At 68.4% G+C, this 14,507-nt stretch carries 13 protein-coding genes; 10 read left to right on the top strand and 3 right to left on the bottom strand.

Annotated features, from left to right (window positions below):
• Positions 1-125 precede the first annotated feature (125 nt).
• The 8 genes from KU884_RS15440 to KU884_RS15475 all read left to right on the top strand — a co-directional run bounded on the left by KU884_RS15440 (position 126) and on the right by KU884_RS15475 (position 8,515).
• Complete coding sequence (locus tag KU884_RS15440; RefSeq protein WP_254432272.1) at positions 126-2,441, top strand: LPS-assembly protein LptD; 2,316 nt, start codon at positions 126-128, stop codon at positions 2,439-2,441.
• A gap of 62 nt (positions 2,442-2,503) precedes the next feature.
• Positions 2,504-3,766 carry a peptidylprolyl isomerase gene (locus KU884_RS15445; RefSeq protein WP_167783458.1) on the top strand — a complete coding sequence of 421 codons (1,263 nt, stop codon included), beginning with the start codon at positions 2,504-2,506 and terminating at the stop codon, positions 3,764-3,766.
• Positions 3,766-4,788, top strand: coding sequence for a 4-hydroxythreonine-4-phosphate dehydrogenase PdxA (gene pdxA, locus KU884_RS15450; RefSeq protein ID WP_167783459.1), 1,023 nt, complete (start codon positions 3,766-3,768; stop codon positions 4,786-4,788). The genes KU884_RS15445 and pdxA overlap by 1 nt, the downstream gene beginning before the upstream one ends.
• On the top strand, positions 4,785-5,576 hold the full coding sequence (gene rsmA / locus KU884_RS15455) for a 16S rRNA (adenine(1518)-N(6)/adenine(1519)-N(6))-dimethyltransferase RsmA (RefSeq protein ID WP_167783460.1): 792 nt from the start codon (positions 4,785-4,787) through the stop codon (positions 5,574-5,576). The genes pdxA and rsmA overlap by 4 nt, the downstream gene beginning before the upstream one ends.
• A 34-nt stretch (positions 5,577-5,610) precedes the next feature.
• Positions 5,611-6,042 (top strand): universal stress protein, encoded by a 432-nt coding sequence (locus KU884_RS15460; RefSeq protein WP_254432074.1) that lies wholly within the window; start codon positions 5,611-5,613, stop codon positions 6,040-6,042.
• Positions 6,043-6,155: 113 nt separating this feature from the next.
• The gene (gene tal, locus KU884_RS15465) at positions 6,156-7,259 is read left to right on the top strand and encodes a transaldolase (protein WP_167783462.1); all 1,104 of its coding nucleotides are present in this window, start codon (positions 6,156-6,158) and stop codon (positions 7,257-7,259) included.
• A gap of 11 nt (positions 7,260-7,270) precedes the next feature.
• Positions 7,271-7,654, top strand: a complete 384-nt coding sequence (gene apaG, locus KU884_RS15470; RefSeq protein ID WP_167783463.1) for a Co2+/Mg2+ efflux protein ApaG — start codon at positions 7,271-7,273, stop codon at positions 7,652-7,654.
• 18 nt (positions 7,655-7,672) lie between these two features.
• Positions 7,673-8,515, top strand: a complete 843-nt coding sequence (locus tag KU884_RS15475) for a symmetrical bis(5'-nucleosyl)-tetraphosphatase (RefSeq protein WP_167783464.1) — start codon at positions 7,673-7,675, stop codon at positions 8,513-8,515.
• 216 nt (positions 8,516-8,731) lie between these two features.
• Here the strand turns inward: KU884_RS15475 and ampE are convergent, their stop codons facing one another.
• Positions 8,732-9,610 carry a regulatory signaling modulator protein AmpE gene (gene ampE, locus KU884_RS15480; RefSeq protein ID WP_167783465.1) on the bottom strand — a complete coding sequence of 293 codons (879 nt, stop codon included), beginning with the start codon at positions 9,608-9,610 and terminating at the stop codon, positions 8,732-8,734.
• Positions 9,611-9,613: 3 nt separating this feature from the next.
• The gene (gene ampD, locus KU884_RS15485; protein WP_167783466.1) at positions 9,614-10,183 is read right to left on the bottom strand and encodes a 1,6-anhydro-N-acetylmuramyl-L-alanine amidase AmpD; all 570 of its coding nucleotides are present in this window, start codon (positions 10,181-10,183) and stop codon (positions 9,614-9,616) included.
• A gap of 86 nt (positions 10,184-10,269) precedes the next feature.
• Between ampD and KU884_RS15490 the strand changes: the two genes are divergently transcribed.
• Both KU884_RS15490 and KU884_RS15495 read left to right on the top strand, forming a co-directional pair.
• A complete protein-coding gene (locus KU884_RS15490) occupies positions 10,270-12,297 on the top strand; it encodes a thioredoxin domain-containing protein (RefSeq protein WP_167783467.1) in 2,028 nt (675 codons plus the stop codon).
• 42 nt (positions 12,298-12,339) lie between these two features.
• Positions 12,340-13,194 carry an HDOD domain-containing protein gene (locus tag KU884_RS15495; protein ID WP_167783468.1) on the top strand — a complete coding sequence of 285 codons (855 nt, stop codon included), beginning with the start codon at positions 12,340-12,342 and terminating at the stop codon, positions 13,192-13,194.
• A gap of 27 nt (positions 13,195-13,221) precedes the next feature.
• Here KU884_RS15495 and purD read toward each other — a convergent pair whose 3' ends face one another.
• Positions 13,222-14,505 carry a phosphoribosylamine--glycine ligase gene (gene purD, locus KU884_RS15500; RefSeq protein ID WP_167783469.1) on the bottom strand — a complete coding sequence of 428 codons (1,284 nt, stop codon included), beginning with the start codon at positions 14,503-14,505 and terminating at the stop codon, positions 13,222-13,224.
• Positions 14,506-14,507: the final 2 nt, after the last annotated feature.

Raw genomic sequence — 14,507 nt, forward strand, 5'->3', positions numbered from 1 at the left:
GGGGTTTGCCGCAATCACCCGAGTGTGCCAATTTACCCACCTTCCCGACCCGCGCTGCCGCCGGACGGTGTGCCGCCGGCATCCCGGGATGGACTCGCCGCCGCCAGGAAGCCACCAGCGTGCCGATGCGCCCGACCATCAGCGACAGCAGAATCGCCGCAGCCGCACTCGCCGCGACGGTGGCCCTGCCATGGAGCGCGGCAGCTGACGACGGCCAGCGCTGGCCGCTGCTCAGTGGCGACAATGGACGCTGGGCAGGCTGCATTGCACCGGTGGAAGGCGCCCAGGTCCAGCCCACGCGCACCCCGCCTCCACGGGAAGGGGCCGAGGTGGCCATCGATGCGGACACCATGCATTCCGACACCGCCAGCGGCGTCCACAGCCTGCGCGGCGATGTGCGCCTGCAACGGGCCGACCAGCAGCTGGATGCCGACGAACTGCGCTACGAGCAGCGTGAAAGCCGCGTCGACGCCCGGGGGAATCTGCGGTACCAGGAAACCGGGCTGCTGCTGGGCGCCGACCAGGGGTATCTGCGTCTGGACCGCGACCAGGGGGAAGTGGACGGTGCCCGCTACCTGATCCCGGAGACGCTGACCCAGGGCGAGGCGCGACGCATGGAGCTGGAAAACGCCAGCGTCACCGTCGGCCACGGCACCACCTACTCCACCTGCGAGCCCGGCAACGAGGCGTGGATGCTGCGCGCCGACCGGGTCCGCCTGGACCGCGACACCGGCACCGGCGAAGCCTGGCACGCCCGGCTCATGGTGCGGGACATGCCCGTGGCCTATGCGCCGTATGTCAACTTCCCCATCGACGACCGCCGCAAGAGCGGTCTGCTGCCGCCCACCCTGCGCCAGTCCGACCGCAGCGGCACCGACCTGACGGTGCCCTATTACTGGAACATCGCCCCCAACTACGACGCCACCATCGCGCCGCGCTACCTGAGCCGCCGAGGCGCCATGCTGGGCGGTGAGTTCCGCTACCTGCAGCGCTCCTTCCAGGGTGAGATGGACGGGGGCTACCTGCCGGATGACGACCGCTTCGGTGACGACCGCTGGCAGGCAAGCCTTGACCATCGCCACCGCTTCACCAGCAACCTCCGTGGCGATCTCGACCTCGCCCGGGTCAGCGACGACCAGTATTTCCGCGACTTCGGCGACAGTCTGCGCACGTCCAGCACCCGCCACCTCCGCTCCCGGGGGCGCCTGCGTTACAACACCCGCGCCGTCTCCAGCGAGCTCTCCGGCGAGGTCTACCAGACCGTGGACCCGGACATCGCCAGTGGCCGTGAGCCCTACCGCCGCCTGCCGCGGCTGACCCTGGAGCACCACCCGGAGGACGGCCCCCTGGGCCTGCGCTGGGACATGCACAGCGAGTTGGTGCGCTTCGACCACCCGGAGGCCAACCAACGCATCACCGGCGCCCGCGCCGATGTCTCGCCGCGCCTGTCCCGGCCCACAGTGGGGTTGGGCGGTTTCTTCACACCGGCGGTGACCCTACGCCACACCCAGTACGATCTGGACAGCGCCACCGATCCGTTCAACGCCCAGCTCGACACCACCGAGGACGAAAATCCGAGCCGCACCGTGCCGGTGGCCAGCCTGGACACCGGGCTGTTCTTCGAGCGCCACTTCGAGGCCTTCGGCCGGCCCTTGCGGCAAACCCTGGAACCCCGGCTGTTCTACCTCTACGTGCCGGAGCGGGACCAGTCCGACCTACCCCTGTTCGATACCGACGAGTCCATTCCGGGGCTGTTCCAGTTCTTCTCCGAGAACCGCTTCAGCGGCCCAGACCGCATCGGCGACGCCAATCAGGTCACTGTCGGCCTCACCAGCCGCTTCCTCAGCCGCGAGACCGGCGCCGAATTCTTCCGTCTGGCGGCGGGGCAGATTCAGTATTTCGATGATCGCACGGTGGTTCTCGACCCGGACGACCCTCCTCCGGGCCTGGAACGTAATCGCTCGGACGTCATCGGCGAGGCACGCCTGACCCTCCCCGCCGGCCTGCAGGCCAGCACCGAGGTCCAGTACAATCCGGACACTGATCGCACCACTCTCGGCGATGCGCGGCTGAACTACCGGCCGCGACCGGATGCGGTGTTCTCCGCCGGTTACCGGGCACGACGGGACATGGCCGGCGACCTGGAGCTGGAGCAGCGTGATTTCAGCCTGGCCTGGCCGGTGCACCCGCGCTGGCATGTCCTGGGCGGCTGGAGCTATTCCATGCTGGAGGATCGAACACTGGAGAGCTTTGGCGGTCTACAATATCGCGACTGTTGCTGGAGCGTGCGGCTGCTCGGGCGCTACTACCGCGAGGAGCAGGACATCGAACCGGAGCGCTCGGTGATGCTGCAGTTCGAGCTGCGCGGCCTGGGCTCCATCGGCGACGACGTCCAGGATTTCCTGGAAGACACCATCTACGGATACGGCAGGCGGAGGTAACCGCATTGATCGGCACGCAGCACCAACTTTCCCGACTGGGAGGCCAGATCGCAGCGACAGCCATGGCGCTCGCTCTGGCCGTGTTCGCCACAACCGCGACGGCGGGTCAGACACTGGAGCGCATCGTGGCGCTGGTGGATGACAACGTCATCCTGCAGTCCGAACTGGAAGCCGAACTCGACGAGGTGGAGCAGCGTATGCGCGCCCAGGGTCAACGGCCGCCGGCGCGGGATGACCTGGTGGACCAGGTCATGGAGCAGCTCATCATGGAGCGGCTGCAGCTGGCACGGGCAGACCGCATGGGCATCAGCGTCGATGACAACACTCTCAACGCCGCGCTGCAGCGCATCGCCCAGCAGAACAACATGAATCTGCAGCAGTTCCGGCAGGCGGTGAGCCGGGAAGGCATCGACTTCGGCCGCTTCCGCGAGGATATCCGGACCGACATCAAGCTGCAGCGGCTGCACCAGCAGCAGGTGCAGCGGCGCATCGAGGTGACTTCACGGGACATCGAGGAATTCCTGGAGAGCCGCGCCGGGCGGGAGGACGATACCGAGTTCCAGGTATCGCATATCCTGATCGGCGTGCCCGAGGCCGCCGACCCGGAGGAGGCGGAGGAAGCCGAGCAGCGCGCCCGCGAGGTGTTGCAGCGCCTGCGGGATGGCGACGAGGATTTCGCCACGGTGGCCGCCGAAGTCTCCGACGCTCAGGATGCCCTGGAAGGCGGCGATCTCGGGTGGCGCCGCCCCGGCGAACTGCCCTCGATGTTCCAGGACGAGGTCATGGGCATGAGCGTCGGCGATCTGGCGGGGCCGATGCGCAGTCCCAGTGGCTTCCACATCGTCCAGCTGCGGGACACGCGCGCCACTGACCAGGAGTTGGTGCAGCAGACCCGTGCCCGCCACATCCTCATCCAGCCCAGCGAGGTGGTCACGCCGGAGGATGCGCGCACCCGGCTGGAGAACCTCCACGCCCGCATCGACGACGGCGAATCCTTTGAGGAGCTGGCCCGCGCCCACTCCGACGACGGCGGCAGTGCCTCCGAGGGCGGCGATCTCGGTTGGATCAGTCCGGGGCAGCTGGTGCCCGATTTCGAGGAAGTCATGGACGGCCTGGAGCCCGGCGAAGTCAGCCGCCCGTTCGAGACCCAGTTCGGCTGGCACATCGTCGAGGTTCTGGATCGCCGCGAACATGACAGCACGGATGAACGGCGCCGTGCCCAGGCGGTCCAGCAGATCCGCGAGCGCAAGAGCGAGGAGACGCTGGAGAACTGGCTGCGGGAACTCCGCGACGACGCGTACGTGGAACTACGGCTGGACCGGTGATGGCGGAGCACCGCCCGCCGCTGCTGGCACTCACCGTCGGCGAGCCGGCCGGAATCGGCCCGGATCTGGCGGTGACGCTGGCGGCACGGGGGGCACTGGCAGACACGGTGCTTATCGGGGATCCCGATGTCCTCGCGGCCCGGGCCCGTCAGCTGGGCCTGTCCCTGCCCGCCATCCGCGAGTGTGCGCGGCATGAAGCAATGCCCGGGACGGAGCACCTGCAGGTGCTGCCCGCGCCCACCGCGCAGCCAGTGATCCCCGGCACCCTGGATCCGGCCAACGCCTCCGCAGTGATGGACATGCTGCGCCTGGCCGGACAGGGGGCACAGTCCGGCGTCTTCGATGCCATCGTCACCGCGCCGGTACACAAAGGCGTCATCAACGACGCCGGCATCCCCTTTTCCGGCCACACCGAGTACTTCGCGGAACTGACCGGCACCGCCCTGCCGGTGATGATGCTGGTCGCCGACGCACTCCGGGTCGCCCTGGTCACCACCCACCTGCCCCTGCGGCAGGTCGCGGACGCCATCACGGCGGAACGGCTGGAGCAGGTCATCCGTATCCTGGTCCGCGACCTTCAGGTCAAGTTCGGCCTACCCCGGCCGCGGGTGCTGGTGAGCGGCCTCAACCCCCACGCCGGCGAGGGCGGTCACCTGGGACGCGAGGAACTGGAGATCATCCAACCGGTACTGGAGCGCCTTCGGCGTGAGGGGGTCTGCCTGGACGGTCCGCTGCCGGCGGACACCCTGTTCACGCCGGACAACCTCACCCAGGGTGACGCCGTCCTGGCCATGTACCACGACCAGGGCCTGCCGGTGCTCAAGCACGCCGGCTTCGGTCAGGCGGTCAACGTCACTCTGGGCCTGCCCATCATCCGTACCTCCGTGGACCACGGCACGGCCCTGGACCTGGCCGGTGGCGGCCATGCCCGCAGCGGCAGTCTGGAGGCGGCACTGGAGCTGGCACGGCAGCTGGTTCACCGCTCGCGCCAGGCCGGTGGTGCACCGCAGGCACGGGCATGACCAGCGGTCACCGCCCGCGCCGGCGCTTCGGTCAGAATTTCCTCCACGACCGCCACGTCATCGGGCGCATCCTGCGCGCGGTTGCCCCCCGGCCCGGCGAGGCGCTGGTGGAGATCGGCCCCGGCGAGGGCGCGCTCACCGGGGACCTGCTTCAGGCCGCCGGCCGGCTCGAGGCAGTGGAAATGGACCGTGACCTGGTGCCGCCGCTGATGGAGAAGCTCGGCAACCTGGGGGAGCTGACCGTGCACCGGGCAGACGCGCTGAACTTCGATTTCCGCACCTGCCACGACGGCACCGACCTGCGCCTGGTGGGCAACCTGCCCTACAACATCTCCACGCCGTTGCTGTTCCATCTGCTGGGCCAGGCCGGCTGCATCCGGGACATGCATTTCATGCTGCAGCGGGAGGTGGTGGACCGCATGGTGGCGGGACCGGGAAGCCGTACCTACGGCCGGCTGTCGGTGATGGTGCAGTACCAGTGCGAAGTACAGCGCCTGTTCACGGTGCCGCCGGGAGCGTTTCGACCGGCACCGGCGGTGGATTCGGCGGTGGTGCGGCTGCTGCCCCGGGACGGCATGGCGGCGCGCCACGACGAGGCGGACCGCCTCGGCCAGGTGGTCACCGCAGCCTTCGCCCAGCGTCGCAAGACCCTGCGGAACACTCTGCGCGGCCTGCTCGGCGAGGAGGATCTCCGCGCCTGCGATGTGGACCCGGGTAGCCGCGCCGAACAACTGGACCTGCCGGCGTTCCTGCGACTTGCCGGGCGTGTCACCAATCCGCGAGACTGAGGCACCAACACTTCGCACACCGGCAGGAGCGCCCGTGACGCCTTACAACACCATTCTTCTGGCCGTGGATTTCACTCCGGACGCCAGCCGCATCGCCGCCCGCGCCCGCCAGCTCGCCCACGCCAGTGAAGCATGCCTGCACCTGGTGCACGTGGTGGAACACATCCCCATCGACGCCGCCGGCGAGTTCCCCGCTCCACCGCAGGCGGACCTGCACGCGGAAATGGTCACCACCGCGCGGGAACGACTCCGGGAATACGCCCACGCGGAAGGGCTCGACGACGCCGAGCAACACGTGACGTCGGGTTACACCAAACAGGAGATACTGGACCATGCGGACGCCATCGGTGCCGACCTGATCGTGGTCGGCAGCCACGGCCGGCATGGCCTGGCCCTGCTGCTGGGCTCCACCGCCAACGCGGTGCTCCACGGCGCCCCGTGCGACGTACTGGCAGTGCGGTTGTAGCGGCCCTTTCTGGGAACTGGCTGAGCCGTTACACTGTCGCATTCGGGCAGGCATGGCCACCTGTCGTGGCCCCATGCCGGCTCCTGCGAACGAATCGAGGCGAGAGCGTCCCCATGAGCACGAATCCCCTGAAGGCCCTGGGCCAACTCGGCCAGAGCGTCTGGTATGACAACATCCATCGGGACATGCTGGACGGCGGCGAGCTGGCGCGGCTGGTCACCGACGACGACCTGCGTGGCGTCACCTCGAACCCGACCATCTTCGACAAGGCCATCTCCGGCGGCGACACCTACGACAATGCCATCGCCGCGGCCCTGCGGGAGAACGCCGAGCTGAGCTCCGCGGAACTGTTCAACCACCTGGCGGTGGCGGACATCCGCGACGCCGCCGATGTGCTTGACCCGGTGTACCAGCGCACCGGCGGTGAGGACGGCATGGTCAGCATGGAGGTCTCCCCCGCCCTGGCCCACGACACCGACGGCACCATCGCCGAAGCACGGCGTCTGTGGGCGTGGATGGACCGGCCCAACGTCATGGTCAAGGTGCCCGCCACCGCCGAGGGGGTGCCGGCCATCGAAACGCTGATCGCCGACGGCATCAACGTCAACGTGACACTGCTGTTCTCCCTGCGGCGCTACGCCGAAGTGGTGGACGCTTACCTGGCCGGGCTGCAGCAGCGCGCCCGCCGCGGCGAAGCGGTGGACCACGTACGCTCGGTGGCCAGCTTCTTCGTCAGCCGCGTGGACAGCGCCATCGATCCGCGCCTGGACGGTGAACTGGCCACGCTGCGCGGCACCGCCGCCATTGCCAACGCCCAGTGTGCCTATCGCCACTTCGAGGAGGTCTTCGACGGCGGCCGCTTCGACGACCTGCGCGCACTCGGGGCCCGGGAACAGCGGCTGCTGTGGGCCAGCACCGGCACCAAGAACCCGGATTACAGCGATGTCATGTACGTCGAGGCGTTGATCGGCGACCGCACGGTGAACACCCTGCCGCCGGCCACCTATGACGCCTACAGGGATCACGGTGATCCCAAGCCGCGCATCCACGATGGCATGGACACCGCGGCCGCGACCCTGAGCCGGCTGGAGCAGGCCGGTATCGATCTCGCCGAGGTCACCGCGACCCTGGAGCGGGATGGTGTACAGGCGTTCCTAGATTCCTACAACAACCTGCTGCGCAGCCTGGATGACAAGGCGAGCGCCCTCGCGGCCTGAACCACATGCCAATGACAGAGAACGAGCGCTACAACATCGAAGTGGACGTGGAACCCGCGTACCTGGACGACGAATCGGAGCCGGAGCAGGATCGATTCGTGTTCAGTTACACGGTCACCATCCGCAACACCGGCGATGTGCCCGCGCGGGTCATCAGCCGCCACTGGATCATCACCGATGCCAACGGCGACGAGCGCGAGGTACGCGGTGAAGGCGTGGTCGGCGAACAGCCCCACCTGGAACCCGGCAAGGGCTTCCGCTACACCAGCGGCGCCATGCTGGAGACGCCGGTGGGCAGCATGCACGGCACCTACGAGCTTCTGGCCGATGACGGGGTCACCTTTACCGCCGAGATCCCGCCGTTCACCCTGGCCGGCCCGCGCACCCTTCACTGAACCGGATCGATTCCAGCAGTGGCCATCTACTGTATCGGCGACATCCAGGGCTGCAACAGCGAGCTTCAGCGGCTGCTGGAGCAGCTGCGGTTCGATCCGGCGCTGGACCGCATATGGTTCGTGGGCGATATCGTCAACCGCGGCCCGGAATCCCTGGATGCCCTGCGTTTCGTCCACGCCCTGGGCGACAGCGCCATCACCATCCTGGGCAACCACGACATCCATCTGCTGGCCTGCTGGCGCGGCTACGCTTCCCCGAAGCCGGCGGACACCATCCAGGAGATCCTGGATGCCCCCGATTGCGACGAACTGCTCCACTGGCTGCGCCACCAGCCGCTGATGCACGAGGACGCGGCGCTGGGCTACGCCATGCTCCATGCGGGCCTTTACCCGGGCTGGACGCTGGCTGACGCCCGCCGTCTGGCGCCGGAAGGAGAGGCCGCCCTGCGGGCGCCGGAGGACGACTTCGACGCCTTCATGGCCAATCTCTATGGCGACCGGCCCGACCGCTGGTCACCGCAACTGGAAGGCTGGGACCGGTTGCGGTTCATCATCAACGCCTTTACCCGCATGCGCTACTGCGACGCCGAAAAGCGCATGCTCATGGACTACAAGGGCGCGCCGGAGACCCGGCCAGAGGGCCATTACCCCTGGTTCGAAACCCCCGGGCGCAAGCCCGTGGACGAACCGCTGAAAGTGGTCAGCGGGCACTGGTCCACCCTTGGGTTCGAGGAGGGCGAGGACTTCGTCACCATCGACACCGGGTGTCTCTGGGGCGGCACCCTCACCGCCATCCGCCTTGACGGCGTGCGCGAGCGGGTTGCCTGCAGGTGCAAGGGCGCCCGCAAGCCGGGGCAATGATCCGGGCGATCCACCGGAACCCGGGATGGTGGACCTGAAGGTCCACCCTACCAACTTGTCCAATGCCGCAGGCGGCGGTCGGGTGCTCCGGTCCCGGACCGTCACTGGCCATGGATGGCCCGTGTCGAGCGTACAGGGACGTATTCACAGCGTGTCCGGGACCGGAGTACCCGATCGGCGCCCCCGATCGAAGCCACCGGCAGAGCCACGGCGCCATCAGCTGATCCACCCGGCCAGGGTCAATACCGCCACAACCACCAGCCACACCACTAGGGTGCGGAACAGCAGCTGCCGCGCCTCCTGTACCCAGGTTTCCAGGTCCGGGCCGAGGTCGGCGTCGTCTGCCGGCATTCGCAGGGCACCCAGGCCAGCCCCCTGGAGCACCGCCCTGTGATGGTCGGCCTCCTTCGTGCGCAGTTGCTGCCAGCCCCGCCAGGCATCGCCCAGGCTCCCGGCGACGCCGAAGGCCAGCGCAGTGAGCCGCGCCGGTATCCAGGCCAGCACCAGAAACAGCAACTGCGCATGACGGCGGAACCCGGCCCCGGGCGCCGCCGCCCGGGCGCTGAAACGCCAGAGCAGATAACTCACCCGGTAGAGCACAATGCCCACGGGCCCCAGCAGCAGAAACCAGAAGATCGCCGCAAACACCGTATCACCGCCGCGCTGGAATGCCCCGCCGAGGGTGACCCGCACCTGTGCCCGGAGATCCTCCGGCAGCACCACCCCGGGGGCCAGACGCCGCGCCTGCTCCGTGGCTGCGGCCACGTCCCCGACGGCGATGGCCCGATCCAGACGGTCCAGCGTGCGGTCGATGCGACCCTCGCCCAGCGCCCAGACCAGCAGCACCAGCCCCAGACCGAGCTCGATGATTCCCAGCATCCAGCCGCCCAGCAACCACTGCACCAGCCCCACCAGCAACAGCGGCGGCAACAGCACCACCAGTACGCCCAGGGGACCGCTCCACAGGCCCGATCCAGCCACGGCCCGCTGGACGCGTTCCAGGGCGCGGAGCTGCCGCTGCTCGTCACGCCAGGGCAGATACCCGTCCAGGCGGCCGTGCAGCCACAGGGCGACAATGATGGCGATCAGATGCATGCGTTACTCCTCGCTGGCCAGCCGCTGGCGCAACAGTGACCAGTCGAATGCCGGCCCGGGGTCGGTCTTGCGCCCGGGTGCGATGTCACTGTGCCCGACGATCCGCTCCGGACCAATGGCAGGATAGGCGCGCATGATCGCCAGGCACAACGGCGCCAGCACCGCGTACTGGGCAGCCGTGTACGGTGTGGTGTCGGTGCCCTCGAGCTCGATGCCGATGGCGAAATCGTTGCAGGCTTCACGTCCGCCCCAACTGGAACGTCCGGCGTGCCAGGCGCGGCGATGCAGCGGCACATACTGGATCAGTTCACCGCCCCGGCGCAGCAACAGATGTGCACTCACCCGCAGCTCAGCGAGGCCGGCATAGTAGGGGTGCGCGTTCGGGTCCAGGGTATTGGTGAACAGGGCATGAACGCCGTCCCCGCCAAACTCGCCCGGGGGCAGACTGATGCCGTGGAGCACCAGCAGTTCCGGCTGCATGCCCGGCGGTCGCGCATCCTGATTGGGGGAATGTGCCTGCCGTGCAGGCACCACCAGGCCGCTCTCGGGCTCGATCCGTGGCTGCGATTCCAATTCCGTCGCTCCTCGGCAGCTGCAGCGGGAATGGTACCATCCACCCAGCGCAGCGAGATCACGCCGGCAACCCGCACGAGAGCACCATGAGCAGCAACCGCCTGGCCGAGGCCACCAGCCCGTACCTGCAACAGCACGCCGCCAACCCCGTGGACTGGCACCCCTGGGGCGAAGAGGCCCTGCAACTGGCGCGGGACAGCGACAGGCCGATCCTGCTGTCCGTCGGCTACGCCGCCTGCCACTGGTGCCACGTCATGGCCCACGAGTCCTTCGAGGACCCGGAGGTGGCGGCGGCGATGAACCGCCTGTTCGTCAACATCAAGGTCGACCGCGAACAACGGCCGGACCTGGACCGTATCTACCAGATCGCCCATCAGCTGCTCACCGGCCGCGGCGGTGGCTGGCCACTGACCGTATTCCTGACCCCGGACGACCGTGTGCCGTTTTTTGCCGGCACCTATTTTCCGCGGCAGGCACGCCACGGCATGCCGGCGTTCCCGGATCTCCTGGAGCGCATCGCGGGACTCTACCGGGAGCGCAGCGAGGACATACGGGCGCAGAACGGCGAGGTGCTGTCGGCGTTCCAGCGGCTCAACGCCGCACCCGGGGACGGCACCGAGGCCATCGACGCCACGCCCCTGAAACAGGCGCGGGAGACCCTTGCGGAGCAGTTCGACAGCCGCCATGGCGGCTTCGGCGGCGCGCCGAAATTCCCGCAGCCAACGCTGATCGAACGGCTGCTGCGGGACTACGCCCACGCCCCCGGTCAGCGGCGCGACTCCCTGCACATGGCCTGTACCACGCTGCGGCGCATGGCGCTGGGCGGTATCAACGACCAGGTCGGCGGCGGCTTCGCCCGCTATTCAGTGGACGAGCACTGGATGATCCCGCACTTCGAGAAGATGCTCAGCGACAACGGCCTGCTGCTTGCGCTCTACACCGACGCCTGGCAGGCCACGGGGGATCACCTGTTCCGGCGCATCGCCCGGGAAACCGCCGAGTGGGCACTCACCGAGATGCGCAGCGCCGAGGGCGGCTTCTACAGCGCCCTGGACGCCGACTCCGAGGGTAGCGAAGGCACCTTTTACCTGTGGACGCCGGAGCAGGCCCGCGCCCTGCTCACGGACAACGAGTACGCCGTGACCGCCGCCCGTTTCGGTCTGGACAACCCCGCCAACTTCGAGGGCCGCTGGCATCTGCACGTCCAGGCCTCCCTGTCGGAGCTGGCCAAGGAGTTGCACGCGCCGGCGGACACCATCGCGGAACGCCTGGAAGACGCCCGGCGCAAACTCTACCAGGCCCGGTGGCAACGCCAGTGGCCGCTCCGCGACGAGAAGATCCTCACCAGCTGGAACGCGCTCATGATCCGCGGCCTGGCCCGTGCCGGCCGCCTGCTCGAGCGTCAGGACTTCGTCCAGGCGGCCCGGGACGCGCTGGCGTTCATCCGCCGGGAGCTGTGGACCGGCCGGCGTCTGCTGGCTTCCTGGCGGGGCGGGAAGGCGGAATTGCCCGCCTACCTTGACGACCACGCGTTCCTCCTGGACGCCTGCCTGGAACTGCTGCAGTGCCGCTGGGACGACGACACGGCGGCGTTCGCCGGCCACCTGGCGGACCGGCTGCTGGATGGCTTCGAGGACCGCAAACACGGCGGCTTCTTCTTCACCGCCAGTGACCACGAGGCCCTGGTGACCCGCAGCCGCCCGCTCACCGACGACGCCCTGCCGGCGGGCAACGGTGTCGCCGCCCGGGCACTGCTGCAGCTCGGACACCTGAAGGGTGAACCGCGCTATCTGCAGAGCGGCGAACGGGCGGTGCGCAGCGCCTGGCCTGCCATGGCCCGCCTGCCCCACGCCCACGCCAGCCTGCTGACGGCGCTGGAGACGGTACTGACGCCGCCGCGACTGGTCACCATCCGCGGCAACCCGGACAGCTCTCATGAATGGCAGCAGGACCTGGAGCGCTACTATGCGCCGGATCGCCTGGTCTTCGTGCGGGACGACGACGCCGGCCCGGACACCGGCGCCCGGGTATGCACGGGCAGCACCTGCCTGGCCCCGGTCACCACCCTGCAGGCGCTGCGCGAGCAACTTCAGCGCGACAATGGCGGCGACTGACGCCTATACTCGGCGAGAGCGCCGCCCCGAAACGAGGAATCCATGACACCCGACGCCCTGGTCAGTCGACTGGACAACCTGATTTCCCTGCCGGATGCGTACTACCGGGTGGAAACCCTGATTGCCGACCCATATGCCACGGTCAACGAAATCAGCGCGGCCCTCGGCGGTGATCCGGCCATGGCCAGTCGCGTCCTCGGGGTGGTCAACAGTGCCTTTTACGGCTTTCCCAGCCGGATCGATTCCATTCCCATGGCAATCACCATTCTGGGCTCCCGCAGCCTCCGGGATCTGATGCTGGGCATGGCGGTCTCCCGCGCTTTCCGGGGCATCAACACCGATTTGGTGGACGTGGAGCGTTTCTGGGAACACTCCATCTACTGCGGCCTCATGGCCCGTGCACTGGGTCGCGAAAGCGGTCGGCGGGAGACGGAGCGACTGTTCCTCGCCGGGCTGTTTCACGATCTGGGCAAGCTGGTGATCTACCAGGTGGCCCCGCGGGAAGCCGAAGCGGTACTTCAGCACTACGGCGCGCAGGACAAGCCGCTACAGGAGGTGGAGCGCCAGCATCTGGGCTGTGATCACGCCCAGGTGGGGCGGGAACTGCTGCAACGATGGAACCTGCCCACACTGCTGCAGGAAGCCGCCGGCTGCCATCATGAACCGGATACGGCAAGGGAATATCCGGAGTCGGTGGCGCTGGTCCACGTCGCCAACGTGCTTGCCGGCCGCGTGGAACCGGGAGAGCGCGTGCACGCCGGGGATCAGCGCGACCAGGCCATCCACCCCGCCACCAGCGACCACATGCCCGCCGATGAGCAGACACTGGAACGCCTGCGGCTCACGGTGGACCTGGAAACGGTGGAGCTCTACGAACTGCTGTTCGCCGAACCCTGACCCAGCAGCACCGACCCGCCGCTGCTGTCAGTCCCTGCCGATGGCGCGGTAACCGATATCCCGGCGGAAGTAGACGTCATCCCAGTGAATGGACTCCGCCAGGGCATAGGCATTGTTCCGGGCCTCGGCCACAGTGTCCCCCAGAGCGCAGGCGCACAGCACCCGGCCGCCACCGGTGACCACGTTGCCCGTCTCGTCCCGGGCAGTGCCGGCGTGGAAGAGCTTGCGATCGGTACCCTCATGCTCCGGCAGCCCGCGGATCACGTCGCCCTTGCGATAACTGCCGGGATAGCCCCCGGCGGCCAGGACCACACCCAGGGCTGCCTGTCCGGTCCATTGGGCGGTGACGGTATCCAGACGGCCGTCAATGGCGGCGTCACAAAGCTCCGTGAGGTCGGACTGCAGTCGCATCAACAGTGGCTGGGCCTCCGGATCGCCCAACCGGCAGTTGAACTCCAGCACCCGGGCGGCACCGTCCGGGGTAATCATCAAACCGGCGTAGAGAAACCCCTGGTAGGGATTCCCGTCGGCGGCCATGCCGCGCACCGTGGGCTCGATGATCTCGCGCATGACCCGGTCATGCACCGCTGCGGTCAGCACCGGCGCCGGCGAGTAGGCACCCATGCCGCCGGTATTGGGGCCGGTGTCGCCCTCGTCCCGGGGTTTGTGATCCTGGGAACTGGCCAGGGGAAGCACGTGCTCGCCGTCCACCATGACGATGAAGCTCGCCTCCTCGCCCTCGAGGAAGTCCTCCACCACCACCCGGGCACCCGCGTCGCCGAAGGCGTTGGCCTCCAGCATGCTGTCCACCGCAGCCAGGGCCTCGTCCACCGTTTGCGCCACAACCACGCCCTTGCCGGCAGCCAGCCCGTCGGCCTTCACCACCAGTGGCGCACCGCGCTCAGTGATGTAGTGATACGCCTCGGTGGTGTCGGTGAAGGTGGCGTACGCGGCGGTGGGAATGCCGTGACGGGCCAGGAAGTCCTTGCTGAACGCCTTGGAGCCCTCCAGCTGCGCCGCCGCCATGGTGGGCCCGAAACAGCGCAGACCGGCGCTGCGGAAGGCATCCACGATGCCCACTACCAGGGGCGCCTCGGGGCCGACGATAGTGAGATCGATGGCGTAGTCCCGCGCCAGGGCCACCAGGGCGGGGACGTCCTCCGCCCCCACCTGGACGTTCATGCAACCGGGCTCGTCCGCCGTCCCGGCGTTGCCCGGGGCGACGTAGACCTTTTCCACCCGGGGCGAGCGCAGCGCCGCCCAGGCCAGGGCATGCTCGCGGCCACCGCCGCCGACGATGAGTACGTTCATTG

The sequence above is a fragment of the Aquisalimonas sp. 2447 genome, from assembly GCF_012044895.1.
Lineage (GTDB): Bacteria > Pseudomonadota > Gammaproteobacteria > Nitrococcales > Aquisalimonadaceae > Aquisalimonas.

Bases quoted from the DNA above. Each gene is read 5' to 3' on its own strand.
- KU884_RS15490 (WP_167783467.1), top strand. From the start codon at position 10,270: ATGAGCAGCAACCGCCTGGCCGAGGCCACCAGCCCGTACCTGCAACAG.
- KU884_RS15495 (WP_167783468.1), top strand. From the start codon at position 12,340: ATGACACCCGACGCCCTGGTCAGTCGACTGGACAACCTGATTTCCCTG.
- purD (WP_167783469.1), bottom strand. From the start codon at position 14,505: ATGAACGTACTCATCGTCGGCGGCGGTGGCCGCGAGCATGCCCTGGCC.
- tal (WP_167783462.1), top strand. From the start codon at position 6,156: ATGAGCACGAATCCCCTGAAGGCCCTGGGCCAACTCGGCCAGAGCGTC.
- apaG (WP_167783463.1), top strand. From the start codon at position 7,271: ATGACAGAGAACGAGCGCTACAACATCGAAGTGGACGTGGAACCCGCG.
- rsmA (WP_167783460.1), top strand. From the start codon at position 4,785: ATGACCAGCGGTCACCGCCCGCGCCGGCGCTTCGGTCAGAATTTCCTC.
- pdxA (WP_167783459.1), top strand. From the start codon at position 3,766: ATGGCGGAGCACCGCCCGCCGCTGCTGGCACTCACCGTCGGCGAGCCG.
- ampE (WP_167783465.1), bottom strand. From the start codon at position 9,610: ATGCATCTGATCGCCATCATTGTCGCCCTGTGGCTGCACGGCCGCCTG.
- KU884_RS15445 (WP_167783458.1), top strand. From the start codon at position 2,504: ATGGCGCTCGCTCTGGCCGTGTTCGCCACAACCGCGACGGCGGGTCAG.
- KU884_RS15440 (WP_254432272.1), top strand. From the start codon at position 126: ATGCGCCCGACCATCAGCGACAGCAGAATCGCCGCAGCCGCACTCGCC.